Raw genomic sequence first — 23582 nt, forward strand, 5'->3', positions numbered from 1 at the left:
GCCTAGCCCACCGCGCCTTCGAGCGACACTTCCAGCAGCTTCTTGGCTTCCACGGCGAACTCCATGGGCAGCTCGCGGAACACCTGCTTGCAGAAGCCGTCGACGATCATCGACACGGCGTCTTCCTCGCCGATGCCGCGCGAGAGGCAATAGAAGAGCTGGTCGTCCGAGATCTTCGAGGTGGTGGCCTCGTGCTCGACGATGGCGCCGGGGTTCTTCACTTCCATGTACGGGAAGGTGTGCGCGCCGCACTTCTTGCCGATGAGCAGCGAATCGCACTGGGTGTAGTTGCGCGCGCCGTCGGCACCCTTCTCGATCTTCACTAGGCCACGGTAGCTGTTCGAGCTGCGGCCGGCGCTGATGCCCTTGGCCACGATCTTCGACTTCGTGCCCTTGCCGATGTGGATCATCTTGGTGCCGGTATCGGCCTGCTGGCGGTGGTGCGTGAGCGCCACCGAGTAGAACTCGCCCACCGAGTGGTCGCCGCGCAGCACGCAGCTGGGGTACTTCCAGGTGATGGCCGAGCCGGTTTCCACCTGGGTCCAGCTGATCTTCGACGACACGCCGCGGCAATCGCCGCGCTTGGTGACGAAGTTGTAGATGCCGCCGACGCCATTCTCGTCGCCGGGGTACCAGTTCTGCACGGTGGAGTACTTGATCTGCGCGCGGTCGAGCGCCACCAGCTCGACGACGGCCGCGTGCAGCTGGTTCTCGTCGCGCATGGGCGCGGTGCAGCCCTCGAGGTACGACACGTGGCTATCGTCTTCGGCCACGATGAGCGTGCGCTCGAACTGCCCGGTGTTCATGGCGTTGATGCGGAAGTACGTCGACAGCTCCATCGGGCAACGCACGCCCTTGGGGATGAAGACGAAGCTGCCATCGGAGAAGACCGCCGAGTTCAGCGCGGCGAAGTAGTTATCGCCCACCGGCACCACGCTGCCCAGGTACTGGCGCACCAGGTCGCCGTGCTCGCGGATGGCTTCGGACATGGAACAGAAGATGACGCCCGCCTCGGCCAGTTCCTTGCGGAACGTGGTGCCGACGGAGACCGAGTCGAACACGGCATCCACGGCCACGCCGGCGAGCTTGGCGCGCTCGTGCAGCGGCACGCCGAGCTTCTCGTAGGTTTCGAGCAGCTTGGGGTCCACCTCATCCAACGACTTCGGGCCGGCCTTGGGCGCGGAGTAGTAGCTCACTGACTGGTAATCGATGGGGCCGATGTCGAGCTTCGCCCAGTCCGGCTCGGGCATGGTCAGCCAGTGGCGGTACGCGGCAAGGCGCCATTCGGTCATCCACTCCGGCTCGCCCTTGATGGCCGACAACTGGCGGACGATGTCCTCGTTGAGGCCCGGCGGCAGGCTGGTGGATTCGATGTCGGTGACGAAGCCGGCTTCGTAGCGGCGGTTCAGCGCCTCGACGACTTCGGCGTTATCGCGCACCGGCGCGGCCACTTCGCGTGTCATGTTTTCGCTCTCGTTCATGCGTTTGCCTGCGCGGGGTTGGCCGCGCCCTTCGCCGGCGCCGCGGGGCGCCCGGCCAGCATTTGTGCAAGGGTCATCCCACGCAGCACGCCATCGATGGCACCGGAGACCGACTGCCAGCTGCCGCTGACGCCGCACTGGGCGTGCCGATCGCAATGGCCCTGGGCGATGCTGCACTCGGTGAGGCCGATGGGGCCCTCCAGCGCCTCGACGATGTCGGCGAGGCTGATGGCCTCGGCCGGCCGCGCCAGGCGGTAGCCGCCGTTGACGCCGCGGAACGACTCCACCAGGCCGGCATGGCCCAGCAGCTTCAGCAGCTTGCTCACCGTGGGCAATTCCAGGCGCGCCTCGTCGGCGATCTGGGCGGTGCTCAGAACGTCGGCGGGGTGCGTGGCGATGACGGTCATCACCACGGTGGCGTAGTCGGTCAGGCGGCTGACTCTGAGCATCGTGGGGAGGGGGATGCGTGGAAACCGGACCAAAATGGTACTGTTTTCCGCTGCACCGCGCAATCCGCGCCCGCCATCCCCTGTAAGCCAAACCCCTCCCTATAGCACCAGCGAGGGTGGAACTCACGCACCACATTGGCGCAATCCCATGCACATCACCCAACTAACCCACTGACTCTTAACGCTTTACGAAACTGGCACAAAACCTGCCCTACCCCCTCTGAGTCCACCCAGAGGAAGCGCCCCAGTGAAATGGATCAACGCGATCATCAAGCCCTTTACGTTGGACGATGTACGGGAGGCCCTCGCCGAAGTCGGCGTGCAAGGCATGACCGTGACCGAGGTGAAGGGCTTCGGCCGCCAGCACGGCCACACCGAGCTCTACCGCGGCGCCGAGTACGTCGTGGATTTCCTGCCCAAGCTGAAGATCGAAATCGCCGTCACGGACGAGCAGCTCGAGCGGGCCGTCGAGGCCATCAGCACCGCGGCACGCACGGGCAAGATCGGCGACGGCAAGATCTTCGTCATCGACCTCGAGCAGGCCATCCGCATCCGCACCCAGGAGGTGGACGGCGATGCGCTCTAAGTTCCGCACCCTCGCCGCGCTCGCGGCCGCCAGCCCCGCCCTCGCCTTCGCCCAGGCCGCCGCACCCGCCAAGCTCGATAGCGGCGACACCGCCTGGATGCTCACGGCCACCATGCTGGTGCTGCTGATGACCATCCCCGGCCTCGCCCTGTTCTACGGCGGCATGGTGCGGGCGAAGAACCTGCTCTCCGTGCTCATGCAGTGCTTCGCCATCACGGCGCTGGTCACCGTGCTGTGGGTGGTCTACGGCTACTCGCTCGCCTTCGACACCGAAGGCATGGCGGCCGGCACCACCGGCTGGCACGCGTTCGTCGGCGGCTTCGGCCACGCCATGCTCGCGGGCCTCACGCCGGGCAGCCTCTACAACACCGTGCCCGAGGCCGTGTTCGTCATGTTCCAGATGACGTTCGCCATCATCACGCCCGCCCTGATCATCGGCGCGATCGCCGAGCGCATGAAGTTCTCCGCCCTGCTGGTGTTCACCGCCGTGTGGTTCACCGTGGTGTACCTGCCCATCGCGCACATGGTGTGGAGCGGCCCGGGCTCGTTCCTGGGCGACCTGGGCGTGCTCGACTTCGCCGGCGGCACGGTCGTGCACATCAACGCGGGCATCGCCGGCCTCGTCGGTTGCCTTGTCATCGGCAAGCGCCGCGGCTACCCCACCACGCCCATGCCGCCGCACAACCTCGGCTACACGCTAGTGGGCGCGAGCATGCTGTGGCTGGGCTGGTTCGGCTTCAACGCCGGCTCGGCCGTCGCCGCCAACGGCAGCGCGGGCATGGCCATGCTGGTGACGCAGATCGCGACGGCCGCGGCGGCCATCGGCTGGACCTTCGTCGAGTGGCTTACGCACCGCCGGCCCAGCGTGCTCGGCATCGCCTCGGGCGCGGTGGCCGGCCTCGTCGCCATCACACCGGCCGCGGGCACCTGCGGCCCCGGTGGCGCGCTGGTGCTCGGCCTCGCCGCGGGCATCGTTTGTTTCTTCTGCGCCACGCGCCTGAAGCGCAAGCTCGGCTACGACGATTCGCTCGATGTGTTCGGCGTGCACGCCGTCGCCGGCATCCTCGGCGCCCTGCTGACCGGCCCGCTGGCCGCACCGGCACTGGGCGGCTTCGGCACGGTCACCGACCTGGGCCTGCAGCTGTGGATCCAGTTCAAGGGCGTGGCCTTCACCGTCGTGTACAGCGCCGTGCTGAGCTGGGTGATCTTCAAGGGCATCGCCGTGACGATGGGCCTGCGCGTGGACGAAGAGCAGGAACAGATCGGCCTGGACATCGCGCTGCACGAGGAGAAGGGTTACAACCTTTCGTGAGATTCATCTCACAGTTTTGCTACCGAAGGCCCGGCGCAAGCCGGGCCTTCGTTTTGCGCGATGAGAAAAACGGACATGGCCGTCCAGACGCCTGTAGGCGTTGGCCCACCTGGGAATGGCCACGTTTAATGCGATCGCAGCATTGTCATTCGCGCTTAACCAACGTTTGACAGCACAAAAACCGCCACCTAGAACCGGTGGGCGCCCGCTCCAGGGCGGCACGTCGCGGGGGTAGCGCGACACGCCGTTCGACGGGTGCTCCGCGCGGGATTCCCCCAGGGCCCGCCTCAACCAGAAATCAACCAAGGGGCCTTCCTTCGAAGGCCCGGTAGGGGCTTTGTATGTCGAAAAACCACTCCGCCCGCCTGTCGCCGCGCCACACCGCGCTCGCACTGGCGCTCGGCCTCGCCGCCACGGGCAGCGCCTTCGCGCAGTCGAACGCCTCCGGCGTCGTCTTCGGCCGCGTCTCGGCCGACCAGGGCACCGTCGTCCACCTGCAAAATGTCGATACCGGCCTGGCCCGCGACATCACCGTGGATGCCGACGGCCGCTACCGCGCATCGTCGCTACCCGTGGGCCGCTACAGCGTCAGCGTGAAGCGCGACGGCGCCACCGTCGCCACGCGCGAGAACGTCAACGTGCAGGTCGGCTCGGGCACGGATGTGTCGTTCCTCACCGAAGCCGCCACCGCTGCCAACGCCGCGACGCTGGAAGGCATCCAGGTGACCGGCACCGCCCTGCCCTCGATCGACGTCTCGTCGGTGGATTCGCGCACGGTGCTCACGGCGGAGCAGCTGCAGAAGCTGCCCATCGCGCGCGATGTCACCTCGGCCGCGCTGCTCGCGCCCGGCGCCATCGGCGGCGATGCGCGCTATGGCAACGTCGCTTCGTTTGGCGGTGCCTCGGCGGCGGAGAACCAGTACTACGTCAACGGCTACGCCGTAACCAACGCCCTGACCGGCCTGGGCCTGATAAGCCTGCCCTACGACGCGATCGACCAGCAGCAGATCTTCACCGGCGGCTACGGCGCCGAGTACGGCCGCTCCACCGGCGGCGTGGTGAACATGATCACCAAGCGCGGCGGAAACACCTGGAAGGCCGGCGGCCAGGTCATCTACACGCCCGAAGCGCTGCGCGACGACCCGCGCAACCTTTACCTGCGCAACGGCCAGCTGTACCAGGACCGCCACAAGAACAAGAGCTGGAGCACCGAATACTCCGCCTACATCAGCGGCCCGCTGATCAAGGACAAGCTGTTCTTCTACGCCACCGGCGACTTCATCCGCACGGAAGGCTTCACTCGCGGCTCCACCGCCGCCGCGACCGATACCGACTACACGACGAAGACCAACCGCTACCTCGCCAAGATCGACTGGAACATCAGCGACAACCACCTGCTCGAGCTCACCGGCTTCAGCGACAAGACGACGGACGAGAGCCGCATCTCCGGCTACAGCTACGCGACGGGCAACCGCGGGGCCTACCGTGGCTCGCTGTACACCAAGAATTACGGCACGGCCGGCGCCACGCCGGGCGGCGATGTGTACATCGGCAAGTACACCGGCTACCTCACCGATAACCTGACGATCAACGCGCTGTACGGCCACACCAAGACCCAGCACACACAGACGGTGAACTCCGTCGGCGGCGAGTGCCCGCTCATCACCGGCAACTTCAACGAGAACGGCACCACCGTGTTCCCGCCGAACTGCTACCTGCAGGGCCAGCTGCTGGCACCGGGTGCGCAAGACAAGACCCACGGCTGGCGCTTCGACATCGAATACCGCCTTGGCGACCACGACCTGCGCGCGGGCGTCGATAACCAGACGCTGGAATCGTTCTCGGGCAACTCGTACGAGGGCCCGGATTCCGGCCGGCCCAACGGCGGCGCCTACTACTGGAGCTACGGCAACACGCCGGCCAGCGGCACCATCACCGGCTACCCCGATGTGTTCTTCGAACCCGGCACCTCGCGTTACGTGCAGCGCGTGTACTTCTACGCGGCATCAAACGTGAAGACCGTGCAGGAAGCGCAGTTCATTGAAGACCGCTGGCAGGTCAACGACCGCTGGCTCGCGTACATCGGCCTGCGCAACGAGCAGTTCAAGAACCTCAACGGCGGCGGCGACGTCTACGTGAAGCAGCGCCACCAGCTGGCCCCGCGCCTGGGCCTCACGTGGGATGTGTTCGGTGATTCGTCGCTGAAGATCTACGGCAACGCCGGCCGCTACCACCTGGCCATTCCCTCGAACGTAGCCGTGCGCGCCGCATCGGGCTCGTACTTCCTCCGCCAGTTCGGCACGTTCGACAGCATCGACCCGGTCACCGGCATGCCCATCGGCTTCGTGCCCAACGGCAGCGAATACGCCTCCAACGGTGCCGACGGCACCAGCCCCGACCCGCGCACCATCGCCGCCAAGGGCATGGACGCGTACTACCAGGACGAATACATCCTCGGCTTCGACAAGCAGCTGGGCAACGACTGGGTGGTGGGTGCCAAGGCCACCCTGCGCAAGCTGAAGAGCTCGATCGACGACTTCTGCGATTCACGCCCGTTCGAGAACTGGGGCGAGCGCAACGGCGTGGACATGAGCAACGCCAACATCTCGGGCTGCTACCTGTTCAACCCGGGCAAGAGCAACACGTTCCAGGTCGACATGGACGGCAACGGCACGTTCCGTGACGTGACCCTGACGAAGGACGACTTCACCAACGACGGCATCGGCTTCCCCGACCTGAAGCGCAAGTACTACGCGCTGAACCTGTACGCCGAGAAGCAGTTCAACGAGAAGTGGTACGCGAAGTTCGACTACGTGTTCTCGCGCAGCTACGGCAACTCCGAGGGCATGCTGAAGTCCGACATCGGCCAGCGCGACCCGTCGGTGACCCAGGACTGGGACGCACCCGAAATCATGGTCGGTGCCAACGGCCCGCTACCGAACGACCGCACGCACCAGCTGAAGGCCTACGGCTTCTACCAGATGACGCCCGAGTGGCTGTTCAGCGCGAACCTGTCGGTGGCCTCGGGCCGCCCGGTGAACTGCATCGGCCTCGCCCCCGGCGACCCGATCCAGTACGGCGCGTCGTACTTCTACTGCGACGGCAAGCTCTCGCCGCGCGGCTCGCGGGGCCGCCTGCCGTGGACGCAGCAGCTGAACGTGGGCACCGAGTGGCGCCCGGCCTTCGCCGACCACAAGCTGGGTTTCAACGTCGACATCTTCAATGTCTTCAGCCAGCAGCGCGAAACCAGCGTCATCGAAGTCGGCGAGAACGCCGCCGGCGTCCCCGTAGCTACTTATAAGCGTGCCAATTCGTACACCCAGCCGCGGTATTTCCGCTTCTCGGTCCGCTACGACCTGTAATCGCAAATCGCGCCACGCGGGCCCCCTCCCACCCGCGTGGCGCAACTCCCCGATTCCGAGATTCTTCTCGACCCGGCTGTGCAGCCGGGTTTTTTTATCGGTGCATTCGCTAGCGCGAATGCGTGTCTTAAGCGGCGTTCGCCGCCTATTAGGTTGGGGGTCGAGGCGAAGAGCCCTTGGTGCCCACCCTCGCGTCCAAGGTTGCGGCTACGCCGCCATGTTTTCCATTCGCGCACGGGTGTGCGCTCCTACGGGCCTACGGCCGCTCTCTTGTGCGGAACTCGCCTCGAGGGTGGGCACCAAGGACTCTTTGCAACACGGAGGCGACATGGGGTCGAGCCACGCCCGCGGCGTGGGGTGCCCGCCCGGACAAGCGGCGCGGACAGCCGGTTGTCCGCGGACAGCGAAGCGCAACTCGCGGGTCATGGTGAGAATGGCTTGAAACCGGGCTTTGCGGGCTCTTTTAGCAGTTGGCACGACCGATGCAACTCTTCTGGCGAAAGGGCAAACACGCCCACCCGCTAAGCCAAGGAGACCACCATGAAAACCGAAACCTTCCTGCTTAAGACCTTCTTCGTCGCCGCCGTGCTGACCTGCATGCTGACGATGGGCGCGATGGTGACGACCGACCCGGCCCACGCGGCCGCCACGCTCATCGCCTCGGCCCATTAATCCTCGACGCCCCAAGTCGCAACACCCATCACCCACCACCCTCCTCCTGATGCCTAGTACGTCGCGGTCGGCCCATCGCCCCGCGCACGCGCACCCTGCAGGCCGCCACCCGTGCGCGAGGCCCCGAGTCGTTCACGCGCATAGGCGTAGCTCGGCCACCAAACTGCCTCCGCGCCGCAAAGAGTCCTTGGTGCCCACCCTCGAGGCGAGTTCCGCACAAGAGAGCGGCCGTAGGCCAATTAAATAACGTCGTGCGCCGGCAGGCGCATTTCCTTATCGAACGCGGAGGACCTGTCTGAGCAGCGAGGGTGGGCACCAAGGGCTCTTCGCCTCAACCCCGCACGCAATAGGCGGCGAACGCCGCTGAAGACATGCATTCGCGATAGCGAATGAACCGCTAAAGCAACCCAGCCATCAAGGCCGAACAGCCGTCACCTCGATCTCGATAAGAAAATTAGGACTAGCCAAAGCCGCCACCTGGAACGCACTACGCGACGGCAGATTCGGCTGCTCCTTCGTCCCAAAAAACTGCGTATACCCCGCCATGAAGCCCGCGAAATCCATCTTCCCGCCCTTCGCCGGGTCACCCACGAGGAACACCTGCATCTTCACCACGTCACCCATCGACATGCCCATGCCCTTCAGCTGCTTGTCGATCGCCGTGAGCACGCCGACCGTCTGCGTCTTCGTATCGCCGTAGGCCTGCGGGCTATCCTTCGGCGCGCTGGTATCGGCCACCGGCGGCACCACGCCGCTGAGGAACACCAGCGACTTGCCGGCCGGTATTTCCACCGCGGCGGAGATGGGGAACGTGCTATTGGGAATCTTGTGGCGGACGACATCGGCGGCGAAGGCCGGCGTGGCCAGCAGGCAGCCGGTGGCAGCGGCAAGGGCGAACAGGGGGCGGAAGGGTTTCATCGGGCATCCTCGGGCTTGGGTGCGGGTGGGCGGAAGGCCTTGACCTGCTCGGCCGTCACCGCGTCGGTGTAATGGTTGCCGAAATGCGTGCGGACGTAATTCACCACGTCGGCGGCCTGCTGGTCGTTGAGGATCATCGAGAACGCAGGCATGCCGCCGCGGCCGTTCATGACCATGACGATCGGATACGCAGCGGAGGCGAGTTTCGCGTTCGCCGCCAGCGCGGGGTAATGGCCCGCGCCCACGGCGCCTTTCGCATCGGGCATGTGGCAGCCCTGGCAGATATGCGTGAACAGCTGTTCGCCCGTGACGTGGGCGGCGTCTTTCTGCGAGAGGAAAGCGGCGTCGTTGTTTTGCGCGGCGGCCGTGCCGGCAGCGACGACGAGCATGGCGAACACGGCGGCGCGTTTCATGCCTTACCTCCCGCCACGGCCTTGCGGTGCAGCTGGCCGATCGCCGCGAGCGAGGAAAGGATGGCGCCCTCCTGCCACGCAGGCAGGTACGACGCGTGCTCGCCGGCGAGGACGATGCGGCCGTCGAGCGAGCACAGGTTGGCGTAGTGCTTCTCGCGTGCCTCGTCGGTCCACCAGCCGAAACACCCCAGCGTGGAGGGCACGCGGTGCCATGCCACCGAGATGCCGTTCTCGAATTCCTTCTTGTATTGCGGATGCAGCTGCGCGCCGTATTCCACGGCCTTGGCCACGCGCGTGGCCGGGTCGAGCGCGGTGAACTCGTAGGCTTCCATGAAGAACGCGTACGCACCCAGCAGCACGCCCTTGGCCGAGCCAATGCCGTGGGTGGGGTAGCCAATCATGCCGATGGGCAGGTCGGTGGTGCTGATGCCACCGTAGATGCGCTCGTCCGTTTCCCAGAAGCGCCGCTTGAACTGCAGGCCCACCTTCGCCGATGACATGTACGGCACGGCGGAGATCGCCGCGGCCTTTTCGGCGGAGACCTGGATGGGGATCTGGCTGAGGATCGAGAGCGGGATGGTACAGACGCACCAGTCGGCCTTCGCCTGCTTCGCCTGCCCGGGCCTGGTGGTGTCCTCGTAGGTCACGGTCACCCCGTGGTCGTCCTGGGCGATGGCGGTGACCTTGCTGTTGTAGGTGATGGCCTGGGGGCCGAGTTCGCGGACAAACGCCTTGCCGATCGCATCCATGCCCCCGACGGGCTGCATCAGCGTGGTCTGGTATTCGTAGAGCGAACTCATGCCGAGCTGCTTCCACAGCCGCGAGTTGAGGATCTCGGAAATGCCTACCGGCTTGGAAAAGCCCGGCTTGCCGTCGGGGCCGCCGCCCGGCTCTTTCGCGTAGCCGCGATGCTCGCTGCTGGCGCTGCCCATGACGTAGCGGAACTGGTTGTCGAGGCCGCCGAACTGGCGCAGCGATTCGAGGAGGATCTCGCGATCCTCCTTCGTGGCCATGTCGTCGAGCGCTCCCTTGCCCGAGGCCTTGGCCAGCAGCTCGGCGATGCCGCCGTGCCAGTCGGCCACCAACTCGCGCTGGCGCATCGGCTTGCCGCCCGCGTAGTCGGGGCTGTGCATGTAGGCGTTGTGGTTCACCTGCACGAAGGATTCGAGCTGCACGCCGAACTGGTGGCAGTAATCGAGCACGCCGGTGTGGTGGTAGGGGATGCGCCACGGCCCGGGATTGAAGTACAGCCCCTTGTCGAACTGGCAGGTCTGTTTGTGGCCGCCCAGCTCGGTGTATTCGTCGCCACCGCGCAGCGTCCAGTTGCGGCCGCCCGCGCGGGTGTTGTACTCGAGCACCTGCACCTTGTAGCCGGCCTTGCCCAGCTCATAGGCGGCGACAAGGCCGGCGAGCCCCGCGCCGAGCACGAGCACGCTGCCCTTGCCCGTGCCTTGCAGCGGCGGTGGGCGCCGGTAGGTGGATTCCGCGGCGAACCCCAGGTTCGCCATCGCCTGGTACATCAGCGCGCCCCCTCCGGCGACGCCAATCATGCGCAACAGGTCGCGTCTAGACATCGACGCGGCCGGGTTTTCACTCCCCATGGCCACACCCCGTATTGGCTACCCCGAGCCTCCAATTAACCACACGTTGCAGCGCACAACAACGGGTCTTAAGCCATAGCACCGGCATGGTGCGTTAAGCTGCCGCGCATGACGACTATCGACGACCGCGCCGCCGCCCGCCTCGCCTGGGCACGCCACGCCACCGGCCAGGCCGACCTGGCCCTCGAGCCCGCCTCCGCCGACGCCAGCTTCCGCAGTTACTGGCGCGGGTATGTCGACGGCCAGCCCGTGATCATCATGGATTCGCCGCCGGAGAAGGAAAACCCGGCACCGTGGGTGGAGATCGGCAAGCGCCTGCACGATGCCGGCCTGCACACGCCCACCGTGATGGTTGCCGACCTGGCGCAAGGCTTCCTGCTGATCGAAGACCTCGGCACGCGCACCTACCTGCCCGAACTGGACGCGACGACGGCCGACGCGTTGTATGGCGATGCGCTCGATGCCCTGCTGCGCATGCAGAAAGACGTCGACACCACTGGCCTGCCCGCCTTCAACCGCGAATGGCAGGTCATGGAAATGGAAATCATGCCGACGTGGTTCCTGCAGAAGCACCTCGGCGTCGACGTGGCATGCGAAGCGTGGGATATCGTCGAAGGGGCCTTCAGCGCCATCCTGCATGGCATCGCGGAACAACCACGCGCTTTCATGCACCGCGACTACCACAGCCGCAACCTGCTCATCACGCAAGAACGATCGCCGGGCATCATCGATTTCCAGGGCGCGATGGCGGGGCCGATCACGTACGATCTGGCCTCGCTGCTGCGTGATGCCTACGTGGTGTGGGAAAACGACCGCGTGGAAGGCTGGGTGGAGGCCTACCGCCTGCGCCTGCTCGACGCCCGCCTGCTGGATGAAACGGTGGATGCCGACCGTTTCCGCGGCTGGTTCGACATGACGAGCCTGCAGCGGCACATCAAGATCCTGGGCCTGTTCTGCCGCCTGTATTACCGCGATGGCAAGGCGGGCTACCTCGGTGACATGCCGCGCGTACTCGATTACGTGCTGGGTATCGCCCGGCGCCATGCCGACGTGGCACCGCTCGCCGACTACATCGTGGCGAAGATCGGCGACCGCGATATCCGCGTGCCGGTGGCCGCATGAAGCATGCGCTGATCCTGGCCGCGGGCCTGGGCCAACGCATGCGGCCGCTCACCGACGTGACACCCAAGCCGCTGCTCGAGGTGCATGGCAAGCCGCTCATCGTGCACCACATCGAGAAGCTCGTGGCCGCCGGCGTGCACTACATCGTCATCAATACCTCGCACCTGGCCGCCCAGTTCCCCGAGGTGCTGGGCGATGGCGCACGCTGGGGCGTGCGCATCCGTTATTCATACGAGGGCCCCACCCCGCTGGAGACCGGCGGCGGCATGTTGAAGGCGCTGCCCTTGCTGGGGCCGGAGCCCTTCATCGTGGTCAGTGCGGATATCTGGAGCGACATCGATTACGCCGCGCTGCCGGCGGAACCCGCGGGCGAGGCCCACCTGGTGATGGTGCCGAACCCCGATTTCCATCCGCAGGGTGATTTCGCGCTGCGCGATGGCAGGCTTTACGACGACGGCGCGCCCGCGGGTGCCGAGCGGCTGACGTTCGGCAACGTGGGCGTGTACCGGCCCGGCATCGTGGCGAACGAGGCCCCTGGCGCCTTCAAGCTCGCGCCGATGTACCGCCGCGCCATCGCGCAGGGGCGCCTGGCCGGCGAACGCTACGACGGGTTCTGGCGCAACGTGGGCACCCCGGCGCAGCTGGAGCAGTTGCGGGGTGAGGTGAAGGGCTGATCGCGTGTAGGAGCCCACACCCGTGGGCGACAGCTTTTGTCCGGGTGAGGCGAAAAGATGTCGCCCACGGATGTGGGCTCCTACGGCGATGCTCTTACTGGATGGTTTCCGAAGCGATCTCGCGGAGCCGCTCGCGGCCCAGCGCGAAGGCTTCGTTGTAGGCGCTGGTGACGTCGCTGAAATCGATGGAGCCGTTGCCGGCGTCGATCTCGTCACCAACGTGGTCGAGGATGCGGTAGCTCGACCGGTAGAACTGCTCACCCGCGGCATCGTGATGTTTCACCGCGCGGGCGACGACCCTGAACTTGCTGTGATTTTCCACTGAGTTCCTCCCCCCCTGGGAGTCTCTGATACTGCCCCGCAATCGTGACCGTTTCAAGTGACATCAAGGAGATTCATCGCACGATGCGAGCACCAACCGCTGAAGGACGGATGACGTAGGTGGATCACATCGTGCGATGAAAACGGAACACGGTTACTCGGGCGTGCCCGCCATGGCCACTTCGGACAGGGCGGCTTTCGCGGCATCGTGGGTCATGACCACGATGCTGATGCGTCGGTTGATCGGCGCGGCCGGGTCGGCCTTGTCGAACGGAATGGATGCCGCCAGGCCCACCACGCGCGCCACTTTCGCCGGCAGCATGCCGCCATCGACAAGCGTGCGGCGCGCAGCGTTGGCGCGGTCGGCGGAGAGCTCCCAGTTGCCGTACTGGCTATCGGCGCGGATATACGGCGCGCTGTCGGTATGGCCCGAGATGCTGATCTGGTTCGGCACCTGGTTGATGAAGCCGGCGAGCTCGTGGAGGATCTGCACCGTGTAGGCCTTAAGCGCGCCGCTGCCCGTGTCGAACATGGGGCGGTTCTGCTTGTCCACGATCTGGATGCGCAGGCCTTCGGAGGTGATGTCGAGCAGCAACTGGTCTTTGTAGGGCGCCATGGCCGGGCTGTCGGCGATGGCCTTGTCCAGGTCCTTCATCAGCTGCTCGAGGCGTTTCTTCTCCTGCGCCTTGGCCATTTTTTCCGCATCCTGCGCGGTGGCCGGCTTGGCGAACTTCTCCTGGTCGCCCGGGCCCTTTGGCAGGTCCATCGCGCCGCCGAGCTTGATCATGCTGGTGCTGGCGCCACCCGGGCCCATCTTGCCGCTGGGCGCCATGGTGCTCTGCCCGGCGGTCATGCTGGGGTTCTTGAAGTACTCGGAGATGGCCGCGCGCTGCTGCTTGGTGCCGGCACCTACGAGCCACATGACGAGGAAGAAGGCCATCATCGCCGTGACGAAGTCGGCGTACGCGACCTTCCAGGCACCGCCATGGTGCCCGTGGCCGCCGGCCTTCTTCTTGCGGACGATGATGACTTGCTTGAGCTCGGTCATCGTCGTTTACCGGGCCGCCTTGAGGTGGCCTTCCAGGTCCTGGAACGACGGCCGGCTGGACGAGGTGAGCGACTTGCGGGCGAACTCCACCGAGACCATGGGGTTGTAGCCGCGCAGGTTGGCCAGCAGGCCCACCTTCACGCACTCGAACGCGCGGCCGTCGGCGTTGACACGGGCCTCCATGGCGGCCGAGAGCGGGCCGATGAAACCGTACGACAGCAGGATGCCGAGGAAGGTGCCCACGAGCGCGCCGGCGATGTGCTCGCCGATGACGGCGGCATCGCCGTCGATGCTTTTCATGGTGATGACGATGCCCAGCACCGCGGCCACGATGCCGAAGCCCGGCAGCGCGTCGGCCATCTTCTGCACGGCCTGCGCCGGCGCGAGCGCCTCGTGGTGGTGGGTTTCCAGTTCCACGTCGAGCAGGGCCTCGAGCTCGTGCGGATCCATGCTGCCGCCCACGATGAGGCGCAGGCAATCGGTGATGAAATCGATGAGGTGGTGCTCCGCGACCAGGCGCGGGTAGGCCGAGAACAGGGCGCTGGCCTCGGGGTTCTCGATGTGCTCTTCCATGGCCAGCTGGCCGTCCTTGCGCATCTTGGTGAAGATGTCATAGAGCAGGGACAGCAGGTCGACGTAATCCTGCTTCTTGTACTTCGGGCCCTTGAACAGGGCGAGCATGTCGCGCGCGGAGCCCTTCACGATCTCCATCGAGTTCGCGCTGATGAACGCGCCCATGGCCGCGCCAAAGATGATCAGCAGCTCATAGGGCTGCCACAGCGCGCCGATGGTGCCGTGTGAGAGGACGTAGCCGCCCAGCACCGAGACCAGGACGATGATTGAACCAATAATGACGAGCATGACTTCACTTCCTCCCAGTCGGGTTCCTTATCGGCCGATGGGGCGCGAAGTTGAGGGGTGTCGTCACGTTTTCTACACGGTTTAAACCGCGCTGTAGAGCGCTCCGGCGTACCTTGGGAAAACCAGCCGAATACGCGTACCGATTCCGGCATCGCTCTCGATCTCCACGCCACCACCGGCCTGGGCCACGGTGCCGTAGACCTGGGCCAGGCCCAGGCCGGAGCCACCCTCCTTCGTCGTGAAGTACGGCTCGAACAGGCGCTGGCGCACCTCCTCCGACATGCCGCCGCCGGTATCGGCGATACACACGAAGACCTGGCGGGCGGGCGGGTGCTCGCGCAGGCTCTCGGCGGCGTGCGCCTCGAGCAGCCGGTCGCCGACCTGGATGGTGAGCGTGCCCATGCCGGCCATGGCATCGCGGGCATTGAGGCACACATTCATCAGGGCCTGCTCCAGGCCGTGGCGGTCGATCCATATGGGCAACGGCCCGGGCTGGCGCAGCACGTCGATGCCGACGCGGCCGCCCATGCCGTGCCGGGCGAAATCGGCGAAGTTCTCGACCAGGTCGCCCAGGTCGATCGGCTCCGGCCGCGTGGGCTGGTTGCGGGCGAACGCCAGCAGCCGCCGGGTGAGCGCCGTGGCATGCCGCGCGCCCTCCACCGCGTAGGTGAGCATGCGGCGCTGCTGGGGGCTGAGCTCGTCGGCCTCGTCCTGCAGGCCCGAGAGGCTGACGATGACGGTCTGCAGCATGTTGTTGAAATCGTGGGCGATGCCGCTCACCAGCTGGCCGATGGCCTGCTGCTTCTGCGCCTGGTGGGCCGCCGCCTCGGCCAGGTCGCGGGCACGGCCGGCCATTTCCAGCTGCTCGCTGACGCCAGCCAGGCGGCTCTCGGCGTCGCGGCGGGCGAAGTGCTCGCCCTCGAAGCGCTCCATGAGGGTGCCGTACTGCGTGCTGGCGCTGGCCGAGCGTGCCACCGATTCGTTGAGGCGCTCCTGGAGCAGCTCGTTGATCGACTCGAGGGCGGCCTGCAGCTCGACGCGCTCGGTCACGTCGCGGCTGATGACGATGAAATGGTCGATGGCGTCGTTGGCCACGACCGGGGCGACCATGACCTCCCACCAGCGCGACGTGCCTGCCGCGGTGCGACGGGGGCCGACGAAATCGACGCGCTCGCCGGCGCGGGCGCGCTCGAGCACGCGGGCGACCATGTCCCGGGCCTCGGGCGGCCACACGTCGAGCCACCTCGTGCCGATGAGCTGCTCGCCACCGCCGGGCGCCAGCGACATGCACCCCAGGCCGGCCACGAAACGGATGACGCCGTCGCGGTCCAGCTCCTTCATGCAGTCGGCGGAGGCCTCGACGAATTGTCGGTACCGCCCTTCCCCTTCACTCATCGCCACCGCGCCCCTGGCCTTGTCTGACGCCCCTCGGACCCCCTTATGACGCGCCGCGCGGGCGCCGTCTGTCAAGGCGGAACTGTCACGCCGCCGCGACGGGGCCCCGGCCTACAGTGAAAGCGTGTGCAACGACGGATCCGCCCGTGACCCCAGCCATCGCACCCGTCCTCGTGGTTGAGGATGATCGCAACGTCCTCGACATCACGAGCTTCGTGCTGGAGACGGCGGGGTACACCGTGCTGACGGCGATGAATGCCGACGAAGCCCTGCTCGTGCTCTCGGGCCACCCGGAGGTGGGCCTGGTGCTCACGGACGTGAACATGCCCGGCAAGATGGATGGCATCGACCTTGTGCGGGAGCTGCATCGCGCGGGCAACCCCGTGCGCTGCGTCGTGGTATCCGGCGACGCGCTGCATGCCTGCGACAGGCTGGGCGACCTGGCGCCCTTCCTCGCCAAGCCCTACGACCGCCGCTCGCTGCTGCAGGCCGTGGGCGACGCCCTGGCGGCCTAGCCGGCTTCGCTGGCCGGCTCGTCGTCGAACCCCGTCTCGCCCTCGGCGAACACGGGGGCGCCGTCGTCCTCCACGCCCATGACGAGGCCCAGCGCCTTCTCGGCGGCCGCGGCCGCGCTGGCCTCGTCGCGGAAGCTGCGGTTCTCGTAAACGGCGAAGTAGGTGGGGTACCCGCCCCCGGCCGGGTGCGACGACAGCAAGGCCGTGAACCGGGAGCCCTCGCGGGTGGCACCGCTGCGCAGGGTGAAGTGGGGGAACTCGCGTTCTGCCATGGGCGTGGGCCTGGTTGGGCGGGAAATCTTAGCGTACCCCGGGGCTTGTGGATCGTCTTGCATGCTTGGTCTGAAAAGGCAAGGAACCCGTTCAGCAAAGAGGCACTTGCCCCGCAGAATCTTGTAGGGTATTTCCTACAACCAAGCGGCCTCACATACTTTTCACGAAGACCGCGACACAGGGGTACAGGGGCAAGATCATGTTGAACGTCATCACCACCGCGACGCCGCCTCGGCGCCTCGCGTGGACCATGGCTACCGTTTTGGGCGTGGCAGGCATCGTTGGCCTGGCACTGGCACCGCGCGTCGCGGCCGCCATCCCCCACACGGCGATCCAGATGGTCTACGCGTGGCTCTGCTGCTCGCTCGTGGGCTCGGCCTACGTCGTCGTCTCGCTTGCGAACGACGCCGAGGGTGCCATCGAGGACAGTGAAGATTTCTGATCCCACGGCCGGGACGTTCATGGACGAAAAAAAACCCGCCGTGAGGCGGGTTTTTTCATGGGCCGGCGGCGACGCCCTCAGGGGCGGCGCGCCAGCTCCGGGTCTTCCTTGGCGCGGGGCATCAGGTCCTGCTTGGACACACCCAGCCACAGCAGGATGGGGCTGGCCACGAAGATCGAGGACAGCGTACCCACCACGATGCCGATGAGCATGGTGATGGCGAAGCCATGCACCACCGGGCCACCGATGAAGAACAGGGCGGCCATGGTGATGCCCGTGAACAGCGAGGTGATGATGGTTCGCGACAGCGTGCTGTTGATGGAGCGGTTCAACACTTCCTCGGGGGTGGCGTTGCGGCTGGAGCGGAACAGCTCGCGGACGCGGTCGAACACCACCACCTTGTCGTTGATGGAATAGCCCACCACGGCGAGGACCGAGGCCAGCACCGTCAGGTCGAACTGGCGCTGGGTGATGGCGAAGATGCCCAGGGTGACCAGCACGTCGTGGACTTCGGTGGCGAGCGCCGCGATGGCGAAGCGCTTCTCGAAGCGGATCCACAGGTAACCCATGATGCCGACGATGACGAAGATGACGGCGTAGATGCCGTCCGAGCGCAGCTCCTCGCCCACCTGCGGGCCGACGAAGGAGTATTCCTTCATGGACGCATCGGGGCGGGTGACCTGGATGGCGGCGACGACATCCTTGGCGATGCGCGCGGCGGCCTCGTCGCCCTTGGGCGCGGCGGCGGCGCCCGGGTCTTTCGCGTCATCCTTGGGCAGCAGGCGCACGGCCACCTCGCGGGTGCCGCCGACGGCCTGCACCAGCGGCTCGGCGATGCCGTGCTTCTCGAGCGCGTCGCGCACCTCGTTGGTATCGACCGGGTTCTGGAAGGCCACCGAGACCGACACGCCGCCCAGGAAGTCCTGGCCGTAGTTGAAGCCCTTGGTGACGATCAGGCCGATGGAGGCCAGCATGAGCAGGACGGCGAGGCCGATACTGAACCGGCGCAGGCCGAGGAAGTTGAAGTTGGCGTTGTGGTTGAAGATTTCCATGGCGTTCCCCCCTTCAGACCGACAGGGTCTTGAGCTTGCGGCCGCCGTGGATCAGCGCGGTGATGGCATGCGTGAGCGTCACCGACGTGAACATCGACGTGAGGATACCGATGAACAGCGTGACGCCGAAGCCCTTGATCGGGCCCGAACCCATGGTCATGAGGCCAAGCGCGGCCAGCAGGTGGGTGACGTTGGCGTCGAGGATGGTGGCCCACGCCTTGTCGTAACCCGTGCGGATGGCGGCGTGCGGCGACGAGCCGTTGCGCAGTTCCTCGCGGATGCGTTCGCAGATGAGCACGTTGGCGTCGATGGCCATGCCCAGCGTCAGCACGATACCGGCGATGCCTGGCATGGTGAGGGTGACGCCGATGGCCGACATGACGGCGACGAGCAGCACGAGGTTGAAGAACAGCGCGATATCGGCCACCAGGCCGAAGAGCTTGTAGTAGATGGCCGCGGCAAGCAGCACCAGGCCGAGGCCCAGCATCACCGCCTTGAAGCCCTTGTCGATGTTGTCGGCGCCCAGGCTCGGGCCGATGACGCTTTCACCGACGATATCGATGGGCACCGCCAGCGAACCACCGCGCAGCAGCAGGGCCAGCTCGGAGGCTTCCGAATCCGACGGCAGGCCGTTGGTGGAGAAGGTCTTGCCGAACGGACCGCTGATGTTGGCGTAGTTGATGACCTCTTCGGTGGTCTTCGGCGTCTTCACTTCCTTGCCGTCGACGATCTTGGTCTCGGTCGTGCGCGTGATGTAGAGCACCGCCATCGGCTTGCCGACGTTATCGTTGGTGAACTCCTGCATCTTGCGCGCGCCCGCCGAGTTCAGCGTGACGCTGACGTTGGGCGTGCCGTTCTGCTGGTCGCGGCCCGAGGTGGCGCTGACGAGTTCGTCGCCGCTGGCGATGACCTTCTTGCTGAGCAGGTACGGCCGGCCATCGCGGCCGAAGTACAGCTTGGCATCGGGCGGCACGCTGCCCGAACGGGCGGCGTCCATGGCCTGTTGCGGCGTGTAGAGGCCGGCGCGGTACTGCAGCGTGGCGACGGCACCGATGATCTTCTTGGCCTCGGCCGTATCCTGCACGCCGGCGAGCTCCACCACGATCTGGTTGGCACCCTGCTGCTGGATCAGCGGCTCGGACACGCCCAGCGCGTTGACGCGCTGGCGCAGCGTGCTGAGGTTCTGCGTGATCATGCCCTGCGACAGTTCGCGCAGCTTGGTGGGCTTGATGGTGGCATTGAGGATGAAGCGGTTGCCCGTGGCCGTGCCGTCCGCCACCGTGAGGTCCGGGTAGTCGGCGCCGATGAGCGACGCGGCCTTCTGCCGGTCGGCATCGGTGCGCAGCACCACGCCCACGCCCTGCCCGCGCGCGTTGCGGTTCACCGCGTCGAACGCCACGCCCTTGTCGTGCAGCAGCGAACGGATGTCGTCGGTGTAGCGCGTTTCCTGTGCGTCGACGACGGCGTTCTGGTCCACTTCCATGAGGAAGTGCACGCCGCCCTGCAGGTCGAGGCCGAGCGGCATGGAGTTGGCATTGATGCCACGCAGCCACGCCGGCACGGTGGAGGCCTGGTTCAGCGCCACCGTGTAGTTATCGCCAAGCCCGACGCGCAGCGCGTCGGAGGCATGGGCCTGCTGGTCGGCGTCATTGAAACGCGCGAGCAGGCGGCCATCCTTTTCATTGACGTCGATGCTCTTGGCCGGCACCTTGGCGGTGGCCAGGAGGGTATCGACCTTGGCCTTCAGCGTTGCATCGACGGCGGCGCCGCGGTTGCCCGAGATCTGCACCGCCGGCTGCGGCGGGAAGACGTTCGGCAGCGCATAGACGAGGCCGACCAGCAACACGACAACGACCAGCGCGTACTTCCAGCGTGGAAAATCACTCATGCCTTGATTCCGTGGGTCTGAGGTTTGGCTCAGTTCTTCTTGAGGCTGCCCTTGGGCAGCACCTGGGTGACGGCACCCTTCTGCATCTGGACGACCACGCCCGGGGCGATCTCGACCTTGACGAAGGCATCGCCCACTTCCTCGACGCGGCCGGCGAGGCCACCGCTCATGACCACTTCATCGCCCTTGGCGAGGCCGGCCAGCAGGGCGCGGTGCTCTTTCTGGCGCTTCATCTGCGGACGGATCATCATGAAATAGAAGATGGCGAACAGCACCGCCATCATGATGAGCGGCGAAAAACCGAGGGCACCCTGCTGGGGGGCGGCGGCCGGGGCGGCCTGTGCAAGGGCGGCGAACGGGAGAGTGCTCATCAGGTTTCTCGCAAGTCATGGAACGGCCAAGGAAAAGCGGCCATTCGCGTAAAAAGATCGTGGATTATGCCACGCCGATCAGAAGCTTGGGGGCGAAGCGTGAAACAGCCAAGGGTGAAGCGTAAAAGCACCCGCCCCGCCCCGCTTCACGCTTCACGCTTCCCTTTCTCACGCGCTTCGTAGAAGGCGGCCACGAAGTCGTCGAGGGTCCCCGCCTCGATCGCGCCGCGCAGGCCGGCCATCAGGCGCTGGTAGTGGCGGAGGTTGTGCATCGTGGCCAGCTGGCTGCCCAGGATCTCGTTGCAGCGGTCGAGGTGGCGCAGGTAGGCCCGGCTGAAGCCGTTGGCGCAGGCGTAGCAGTCGCAACCCTCTTCGATCACGCGGGTATCGGTGGCGAACTTCGCGTTGCGGATGCGCAAGGTGCCCTCGGCCGTGAACAGGAAGCCGTTGCGGGCGTTGCGGGTGGGCATGACGCAATCGAACATGTCGATGCCCCGGCGCACGGCCTCCACGATGTCCTCGGGGCGGCCCACGCCCATGAGGTAGCGCGGGCGGTCGGGCGGCAGCAGGGGCAGCGTGAAATCGAGCGTGTGGTTGCGCTCGGCTTCGGGTTCGCCCACGGCCAGGCCGCCCACCGCATAGCCGTCGAAGCCGATGTCGATCAGCTGCGCGGCCGAACGGCGGCGCAGGTTCTCAAAGGTGCTGCCCTGGACGATACCGAACAGGTTGTTGGGGTTTTTCAGGTCGTCGAAGGCCCGGCGCGAGCGTTCGGCCCAGCGCAGGCTGAGTTCCATCGAATCGGAGGCCACCTTCTCGGTGGCCGGGTACGGCGTGCACTCGTCGAAGATCATGGCCACGTCGGAATCCAGCACCGTCTGGATCTGCATGGAGACCTCGGGGGAGAGGAATACCTTCGAGCCATCGACGGGCGAGGCGAAGGTGACACCCTCCTCGGTGATCTTGCGCTTGTGCGCCAGCGAGAACACCTGGAAACCGCCCGAGTCGGTGAGGATGGGCCGGTCCCAGCCGATGAACTTATGCAGGCCACCAAAGGCCCCGACGATATCGAGGCCGGGGCGCAGGAACAGGTGGAACGTGTTGCCGAGGATGATCTCGGCCCCGGTATCGCGGACATCGCGCGGGGTCATGGCCTTGACCGAGCCATAGGTGCCCACGGGCATGAAGGCCGGGGTCTCGACAGTGCCACGGCCGAAGCGCAGGCGGCCGCGCCGCGCCGCGCCGTCGGTGGCGAGGAGTTCGAAGGGGAGAGTACTCATAGCCGCTTAGTTTAGCCGGGGAGCCGCTTCTAAAGCTTTCCCCGTCTCAGCCGATTCTTACGCCCAACAGGAGCTCGCCCATGCGGGGCGGGCCCAGGCCCTCGGAGGACCTGCCCTTGATCATCCAGCCAACCAGCCTCGCCGCCCAGCTCTGGGCCGGCGCGGCCGCGGGTACCACGGCCGCCGCCGCCCAGTCCTGGGCGGTGGGCACGCTGCTGGCCGCCCGCGTGCTGGGCCAGACGGACGTGGGCAAGGTGCTCCTCGACATCGGCGGCATGGCCGTCGAGGCCGACGCGGCGGGTACGCCGTTGCCGCAGCAGTTCCAGGTGCGCGTGATGACCCAGGGCGCCCAGCCGCAGCTGGAAGTCGTGGCGGGGAACACTGACGAGCGCGTGGCCATGCAGGGCCTGCGCGAGCGCCTGCCCCAGCAGAACGGCTACTCGCAGCTACTCAGCGTGCTCTCCGCCCTCGCCCGCCGCCCGGTGGCGCGGGTGCTGCCGGAACCGCTGCGCACCGCGCTGGCCACGCTCGAGGCCTCGATCAGCAAGCCCGCCGAGCTCGGCACGCCCGAGGGCATGAAGCAGGCCATCGCCAAGAGCGGTGCGTTCCTCGAAGCCCACCTTGCCGCCCCGCACGACCCGGCACCGGCGAACGACGACTTCAAGGCGGCGCTGCTGGCGCTGCGCCGCACGCTGGCCGATATACCGCAGACCCGCCAGGCGATGATCCAGGCGCCGTCCCGCCCGTTCACCGATACCCCGCCGCCGCTTGCCCAGCGCGCGCTGGTGGCGCAGCCGCGCGCGGCCGAGCTGCTGGCGGACGAAACCAACGCCGACGGCCTGGTCTCGCACCTGCGTACCGACGTGCGCGCAGCGCTCGCCCGCGTGGAGATCACCCAGCTCGAATCGCAGCCGCAGGCCGGCTTGTGGATGGTCGAGATCCCGCTGGCCGGCGTGCGCGGCTACGACGTGCTGCAGCTGCGCATCGAAGAAGGCAAACCGTCACCGGGCGAACCCGAGGGCACGTGGACCGTGGGCTTCGCCATCGACCCGCCGACGCTCGGCGCGGTGCAGGGCGAGATCCAGCTGCGCGGGCTGCGCGTGTCGGTGCGCCTGTGGGCGCAGTACCCCGAAACGGTGGGCCGCCTCGAGAACGCGTTCACGACGCTGCGCCGGGTGCTCGAGAAGAGCAACCTGCAGCTCGACCATTTCGCGTGCATGCATGGCCTGCCCGTGCCGACCAGCGCGTATAGCGCCGTCCTGCTCGAAGCGCGCGCATGAGTCAGTCGCTACCCTCCCCGCGCCGCAGCGTCACGCTGCGGCTGGCCACGCCCACCAGCAACGGCAACACGCAGCGCATCGACGCTGATGGGGTGAAGGCCCTGCTCGAGCGTGCGCAGTCGCTTGGCCTGGCGCCCCAGCTGGATCCGCAGATCGCGACGCTACTGGCGGCGGTGCGCCTGCGCGAGGATGTGCCGGCGGAGCTTTACGCCGCGCTGGCGGCCGTGGTGGGGACGTTGCTTGAGGCGTCGCACGATTAGGGGTTCGGC

At 66.6% G+C, this 23582-nt stretch carries 23 protein-coding genes and 1 pseudogene; 10 read left to right on the forward strand and 14 right to left on the reverse strand.

Features of this window, described 5'->3' with window-relative positions; all coding sequences use genetic code 11:
• Positions 1-2: 2 nt before the first annotated feature.
• On the reverse strand, positions 3-1463 hold the full coding sequence (gene sufB, locus VI08_RS15680) for a Fe-S cluster assembly protein SufB (RefSeq protein ID WP_157006852.1): 1461 nt from the start codon (positions 1461-1463) through the stop codon (positions 3-5).
• Positions 1464-1477: 14 nt separating this feature from the next.
• Positions 1478-1930, reverse strand: coding sequence for an SUF system Fe-S cluster assembly regulator (locus VI08_RS15685; RefSeq protein WP_045830553.1), 453 nt, complete (start codon positions 1928-1930; stop codon positions 1478-1480).
• A 247-nt stretch (positions 1931-2177) separates the two neighbouring features.
• Between VI08_RS15685 and VI08_RS15690 the strand changes: the two genes are divergently transcribed.
• The 4 genes from VI08_RS15690 (at position 2178) to VI08_RS22400 (ending at position 7862) form a co-directional block, all read left to right on the forward strand.
• Positions 2178-2516: a P-II family nitrogen regulator gene (locus VI08_RS15690; protein WP_036110894.1), complete on the forward strand. Its 339-nt coding sequence runs from the start codon at positions 2178-2180 to the stop codon at positions 2514-2516.
• Positions 2506-3828 carry an ammonium transporter gene (locus VI08_RS15695; protein WP_045830554.1) on the forward strand — a complete coding sequence of 441 codons (1323 nt, stop codon included), beginning with the start codon at positions 2506-2508 and terminating at the stop codon, positions 3826-3828. Before VI08_RS15690 ends, VI08_RS15695 begins: the two co-directional genes overlap by 11 nt.
• 341 nt (positions 3829-4169) lie before the next feature.
• Positions 4170-7190 (forward strand): TonB-dependent receptor, encoded by a 3021-nt coding sequence (locus tag VI08_RS15700; RefSeq protein WP_045830555.1) that lies wholly within the window; start codon positions 4170-4172, stop codon positions 7188-7190.
• A gap of 540 nt (positions 7191-7730) precedes the next feature.
• The gene (locus VI08_RS22400) at positions 7731-7862 is read left to right on the forward strand and encodes a hypothetical protein (RefSeq protein ID WP_269745849.1); all 132 of its coding nucleotides are present in this window, start codon (positions 7731-7733) and stop codon (positions 7860-7862) included.
• A 414-nt stretch (positions 7863-8276) separates the two neighbouring features.
• On the opposite strand, the gene VI08_RS15705 is transcribed toward VI08_RS22400, so the two are convergent.
• From VI08_RS15705 to VI08_RS15715, 3 genes are read right to left on the reverse strand one after another with little or no spacing between them, the layout of a single operon-like run.
• Positions 8277-8780 (reverse strand): RidA family protein, encoded by a 504-nt coding sequence (locus tag VI08_RS15705; protein ID WP_084621561.1) that lies wholly within the window; start codon positions 8778-8780, stop codon positions 8277-8279.
• Positions 8777-9193, reverse strand: a complete 417-nt coding sequence (locus VI08_RS15710) for a c-type cytochrome (protein WP_045830556.1) — start codon at positions 9191-9193, stop codon at positions 8777-8779. The genes VI08_RS15705 and VI08_RS15710 overlap by 4 nt, the downstream gene beginning before the upstream one ends.
• Positions 9190-10767, reverse strand: a complete 1578-nt coding sequence (locus VI08_RS15715; protein WP_045830557.1) for a flavin monoamine oxidase family protein — start codon at positions 10765-10767, stop codon at positions 9190-9192. The genes VI08_RS15710 and VI08_RS15715 overlap by 4 nt, the downstream gene beginning before the upstream one ends.
• 135 nt (positions 10768-10902) lie before the next feature.
• Here VI08_RS15715 and VI08_RS15720 point away from each other — a divergent pair, with 135 nt between their 5' ends.
• Together VI08_RS15720 and murU are read left to right on the forward strand one after the other, a co-directional pair.
• Positions 10903-11916, forward strand: a complete 1014-nt coding sequence (locus VI08_RS15720) for an aminoglycoside phosphotransferase family protein (protein ID WP_045830558.1) — start codon at positions 10903-10905, stop codon at positions 11914-11916.
• A complete protein-coding gene (gene murU / locus VI08_RS15725) occupies positions 11913-12590 on the forward strand; it encodes an N-acetylmuramate alpha-1-phosphate uridylyltransferase MurU (RefSeq protein ID WP_045830559.1) in 678 nt (225 codons plus the stop codon). Before VI08_RS15720 ends, murU begins: the two co-directional genes overlap by 4 nt.
• 94 nt (positions 12591-12684) lie before the next feature.
• Here the strand turns inward: murU and VI08_RS15730 are convergent, their stop codons facing one another.
• From VI08_RS15730 to VI08_RS15745, 4 genes and pseudogenes are all read right to left on the reverse strand, one after another.
• Positions 12685-12912, reverse strand: coding sequence for a hypothetical protein (locus tag VI08_RS15730; protein ID WP_045830560.1), 228 nt, complete (start codon positions 12910-12912; stop codon positions 12685-12687).
• 183 nt (positions 12913-13095) lie between these two features.
• Positions 13096-13959 (reverse strand): annotated as a pseudogene (gene motB / locus VI08_RS15735) (flagellar motor protein MotB); the annotation flags it as partial.
• Between the two features lie 6 nt (positions 13960-13965).
• The gene (gene motA, locus VI08_RS15740; RefSeq protein WP_045830561.1) at positions 13966-14820 is read right to left on the reverse strand and encodes a flagellar motor stator protein MotA; all 855 of its coding nucleotides are present in this window, start codon (positions 14818-14820) and stop codon (positions 13966-13968) included.
• Between the two features lie 81 nt (positions 14821-14901).
• Positions 14902-16215, reverse strand: coding sequence for a two-component system sensor histidine kinase NtrB (locus VI08_RS15745; RefSeq protein ID WP_045830562.1), 1314 nt, complete (start codon positions 16213-16215; stop codon positions 14902-14904).
• A 146-nt stretch (positions 16216-16361) separates the two neighbouring features.
• Here VI08_RS15745 and VI08_RS15750 point away from each other — a divergent pair, with 146 nt between their 5' ends.
• Positions 16362-16730, forward strand: a complete 369-nt coding sequence (locus VI08_RS15750; RefSeq protein WP_045830563.1) for a response regulator — start codon at positions 16362-16364, stop codon at positions 16728-16730.
• On the opposite strand, the gene VI08_RS15755 is transcribed toward VI08_RS15750, so the two are convergent.
• Positions 16727-17002, reverse strand: a complete 276-nt coding sequence (locus tag VI08_RS15755; protein WP_045830564.1) for a hypothetical protein — start codon at positions 17000-17002, stop codon at positions 16727-16729. The two genes, VI08_RS15750 and VI08_RS15755, sit on opposite strands and share 4 nt — an antisense overlap.
• Positions 17003-17202: 200 nt before the next feature.
• On the opposite strand from VI08_RS15755, the gene VI08_RS15760 reads away from it, so the two are divergent.
• Positions 17203-17445 carry a hypothetical protein gene (locus VI08_RS15760; protein WP_045830565.1) on the forward strand — a complete coding sequence of 81 codons (243 nt, stop codon included), beginning with the start codon at positions 17203-17205 and terminating at the stop codon, positions 17443-17445.
• Positions 17446-17522: 77 nt separating this feature from the next.
• Here the strand turns inward: VI08_RS15760 and secF are convergent, their stop codons facing one another.
• From secF to tgt, 4 genes are all read right to left on the reverse strand, one after another.
• On the reverse strand, positions 17523-18497 hold the full coding sequence (secF, locus tag VI08_RS15765; RefSeq protein WP_045830566.1) for a protein translocase subunit SecF: 975 nt from the start codon (positions 18495-18497) through the stop codon (positions 17523-17525).
• A 13-nt stretch (positions 18498-18510) separates the two neighbouring features.
• Positions 18511-20385: a protein translocase subunit SecD gene (secD, locus tag VI08_RS15770; RefSeq protein WP_045830567.1), complete on the reverse strand. Its 1875-nt coding sequence runs from the start codon at positions 20383-20385 to the stop codon at positions 18511-18513.
• A gap of 29 nt (positions 20386-20414) precedes the next feature.
• On the reverse strand, positions 20415-20756 hold the full coding sequence (yajC, locus tag VI08_RS15775) for a preprotein translocase subunit YajC (protein WP_045830568.1): 342 nt from the start codon (positions 20754-20756) through the stop codon (positions 20415-20417).
• Positions 20757-20902: 146 nt separating this feature from the next.
• Entirely contained in the window at positions 20903-22033 is a 1131-nt protein-coding gene (tgt, locus tag VI08_RS15780; protein ID WP_045830569.1) for a tRNA guanosine(34) transglycosylase Tgt, read from the reverse strand.
• A 116-nt stretch (positions 22034-22149) separates the two neighbouring features.
• Between tgt and VI08_RS15785 the strand changes: the two genes are divergently transcribed.
• Together VI08_RS15785 and VI08_RS15790 are read left to right on the forward strand one after the other, a co-directional pair.
• On the forward strand, positions 22150-23313 hold the full coding sequence (locus tag VI08_RS15785) for a flagellar hook-length control protein FliK (RefSeq protein ID WP_045830626.1): 1164 nt from the start codon (positions 22150-22152) through the stop codon (positions 23311-23313).
• The gene (locus VI08_RS15790; protein WP_045830570.1) at positions 23310-23573 is read left to right on the forward strand and encodes a hypothetical protein; all 264 of its coding nucleotides are present in this window, start codon (positions 23310-23312) and stop codon (positions 23571-23573) included. The genes VI08_RS15785 and VI08_RS15790 overlap by 4 nt, the downstream gene beginning before the upstream one ends.
• The last annotated feature ends 9 nt before the right edge of the window (positions 23574-23582 follow it).

This window comes from Luteibacter yeojuensis, assembly GCF_000964085.1.
GTDB classification, from domain to species: Bacteria; Pseudomonadota; Gammaproteobacteria; order Xanthomonadales; family Rhodanobacteraceae; genus Luteibacter; species Luteibacter yeojuensis_A.

Bases quoted from the DNA above. Each gene is read 5' to 3' on its own strand.
- VI08_RS15745 (WP_045830562.1), bottom strand. From the start codon at position 16,215: ATGAGTGAAGGGGAAGGGCGGTACCGACAATTCGTCGAGGCCTCCGCC.
- secD (WP_045830567.1), bottom strand. From the start codon at position 20,385: ATGAGTGATTTTCCACGCTGGAAGTACGCGCTGGTCGTTGTCGTGTTG.
- motA (WP_045830561.1), bottom strand. From the start codon at position 14,820: ATGCTCGTCATTATTGGTTCAATCATCGTCCTGGTCTCGGTGCTGGGC.
- VI08_RS22400 (WP_269745849.1), top strand. From the start codon at position 7,731: ATGAAAACCGAAACCTTCCTGCTTAAGACCTTCTTCGTCGCCGCCGTG.
- VI08_RS15685 (WP_045830553.1), bottom strand. From the start codon at position 1,930: ATGCTCAGAGTCAGCCGCCTGACCGACTACGCCACCGTGGTGATGACC.
- murU (WP_045830559.1), top strand. From the start codon at position 11,913: ATGAAGCATGCGCTGATCCTGGCCGCGGGCCTGGGCCAACGCATGCGG.
- VI08_RS15755 (WP_045830564.1), bottom strand. From the start codon at position 17,002: ATGGCAGAACGCGAGTTCCCCCACTTCACCCTGCGCAGCGGTGCCACC.
- secF (WP_045830566.1), bottom strand. From the start codon at position 18,497: ATGGAAATCTTCAACCACAACGCCAACTTCAACTTCCTCGGCCTGCGC.
- tgt (WP_045830569.1), bottom strand. From the start codon at position 22,033: ATGAGTACTCTCCCCTTCGAACTCCTCGCCACCGACGGCGCGGCGCGG.
- VI08_RS15760 (WP_045830565.1), top strand. From the start codon at position 17,203: ATGTTGAACGTCATCACCACCGCGACGCCGCCTCGGCGCCTCGCGTGG.
- VI08_RS15720 (WP_045830558.1), top strand. From the start codon at position 10,903: ATGACGACTATCGACGACCGCGCCGCCGCCCGCCTCGCCTGGGCACGC.
- VI08_RS15700 (WP_045830555.1), top strand. From the start codon at position 4,170: ATGTCGAAAAACCACTCCGCCCGCCTGTCGCCGCGCCACACCGCGCTC.
- sufB (WP_157006852.1), bottom strand. From the start codon at position 1,463: ATGACACGCGAAGTGGCCGCGCCGGTGCGCGATAACGCCGAAGTCGTC.
- yajC (WP_045830568.1), bottom strand. From the start codon at position 20,756: ATGAGCACTCTCCCGTTCGCCGCCCTTGCACAGGCCGCCCCGGCCGCC.
- VI08_RS15790 (WP_045830570.1), top strand. From the start codon at position 23,310: ATGAGTCAGTCGCTACCCTCCCCGCGCCGCAGCGTCACGCTGCGGCTG.
- VI08_RS15705 (WP_084621561.1), bottom strand. From the start codon at position 8,780: ATGAAACCCTTCCGCCCCCTGTTCGCCCTTGCCGCTGCCACCGGCTGC.
- VI08_RS15710 (WP_045830556.1), bottom strand. From the start codon at position 9,193: ATGAAACGCGCCGCCGTGTTCGCCATGCTCGTCGTCGCTGCCGGCACG.
- VI08_RS15715 (WP_045830557.1), bottom strand. From the start codon at position 10,767: ATGTCTAGACGCGACCTGTTGCGCATGATTGGCGTCGCCGGAGGGGGC.
- VI08_RS15695 (WP_045830554.1), top strand. From the start codon at position 2,506: ATGCGCTCTAAGTTCCGCACCCTCGCCGCGCTCGCGGCCGCCAGCCCC.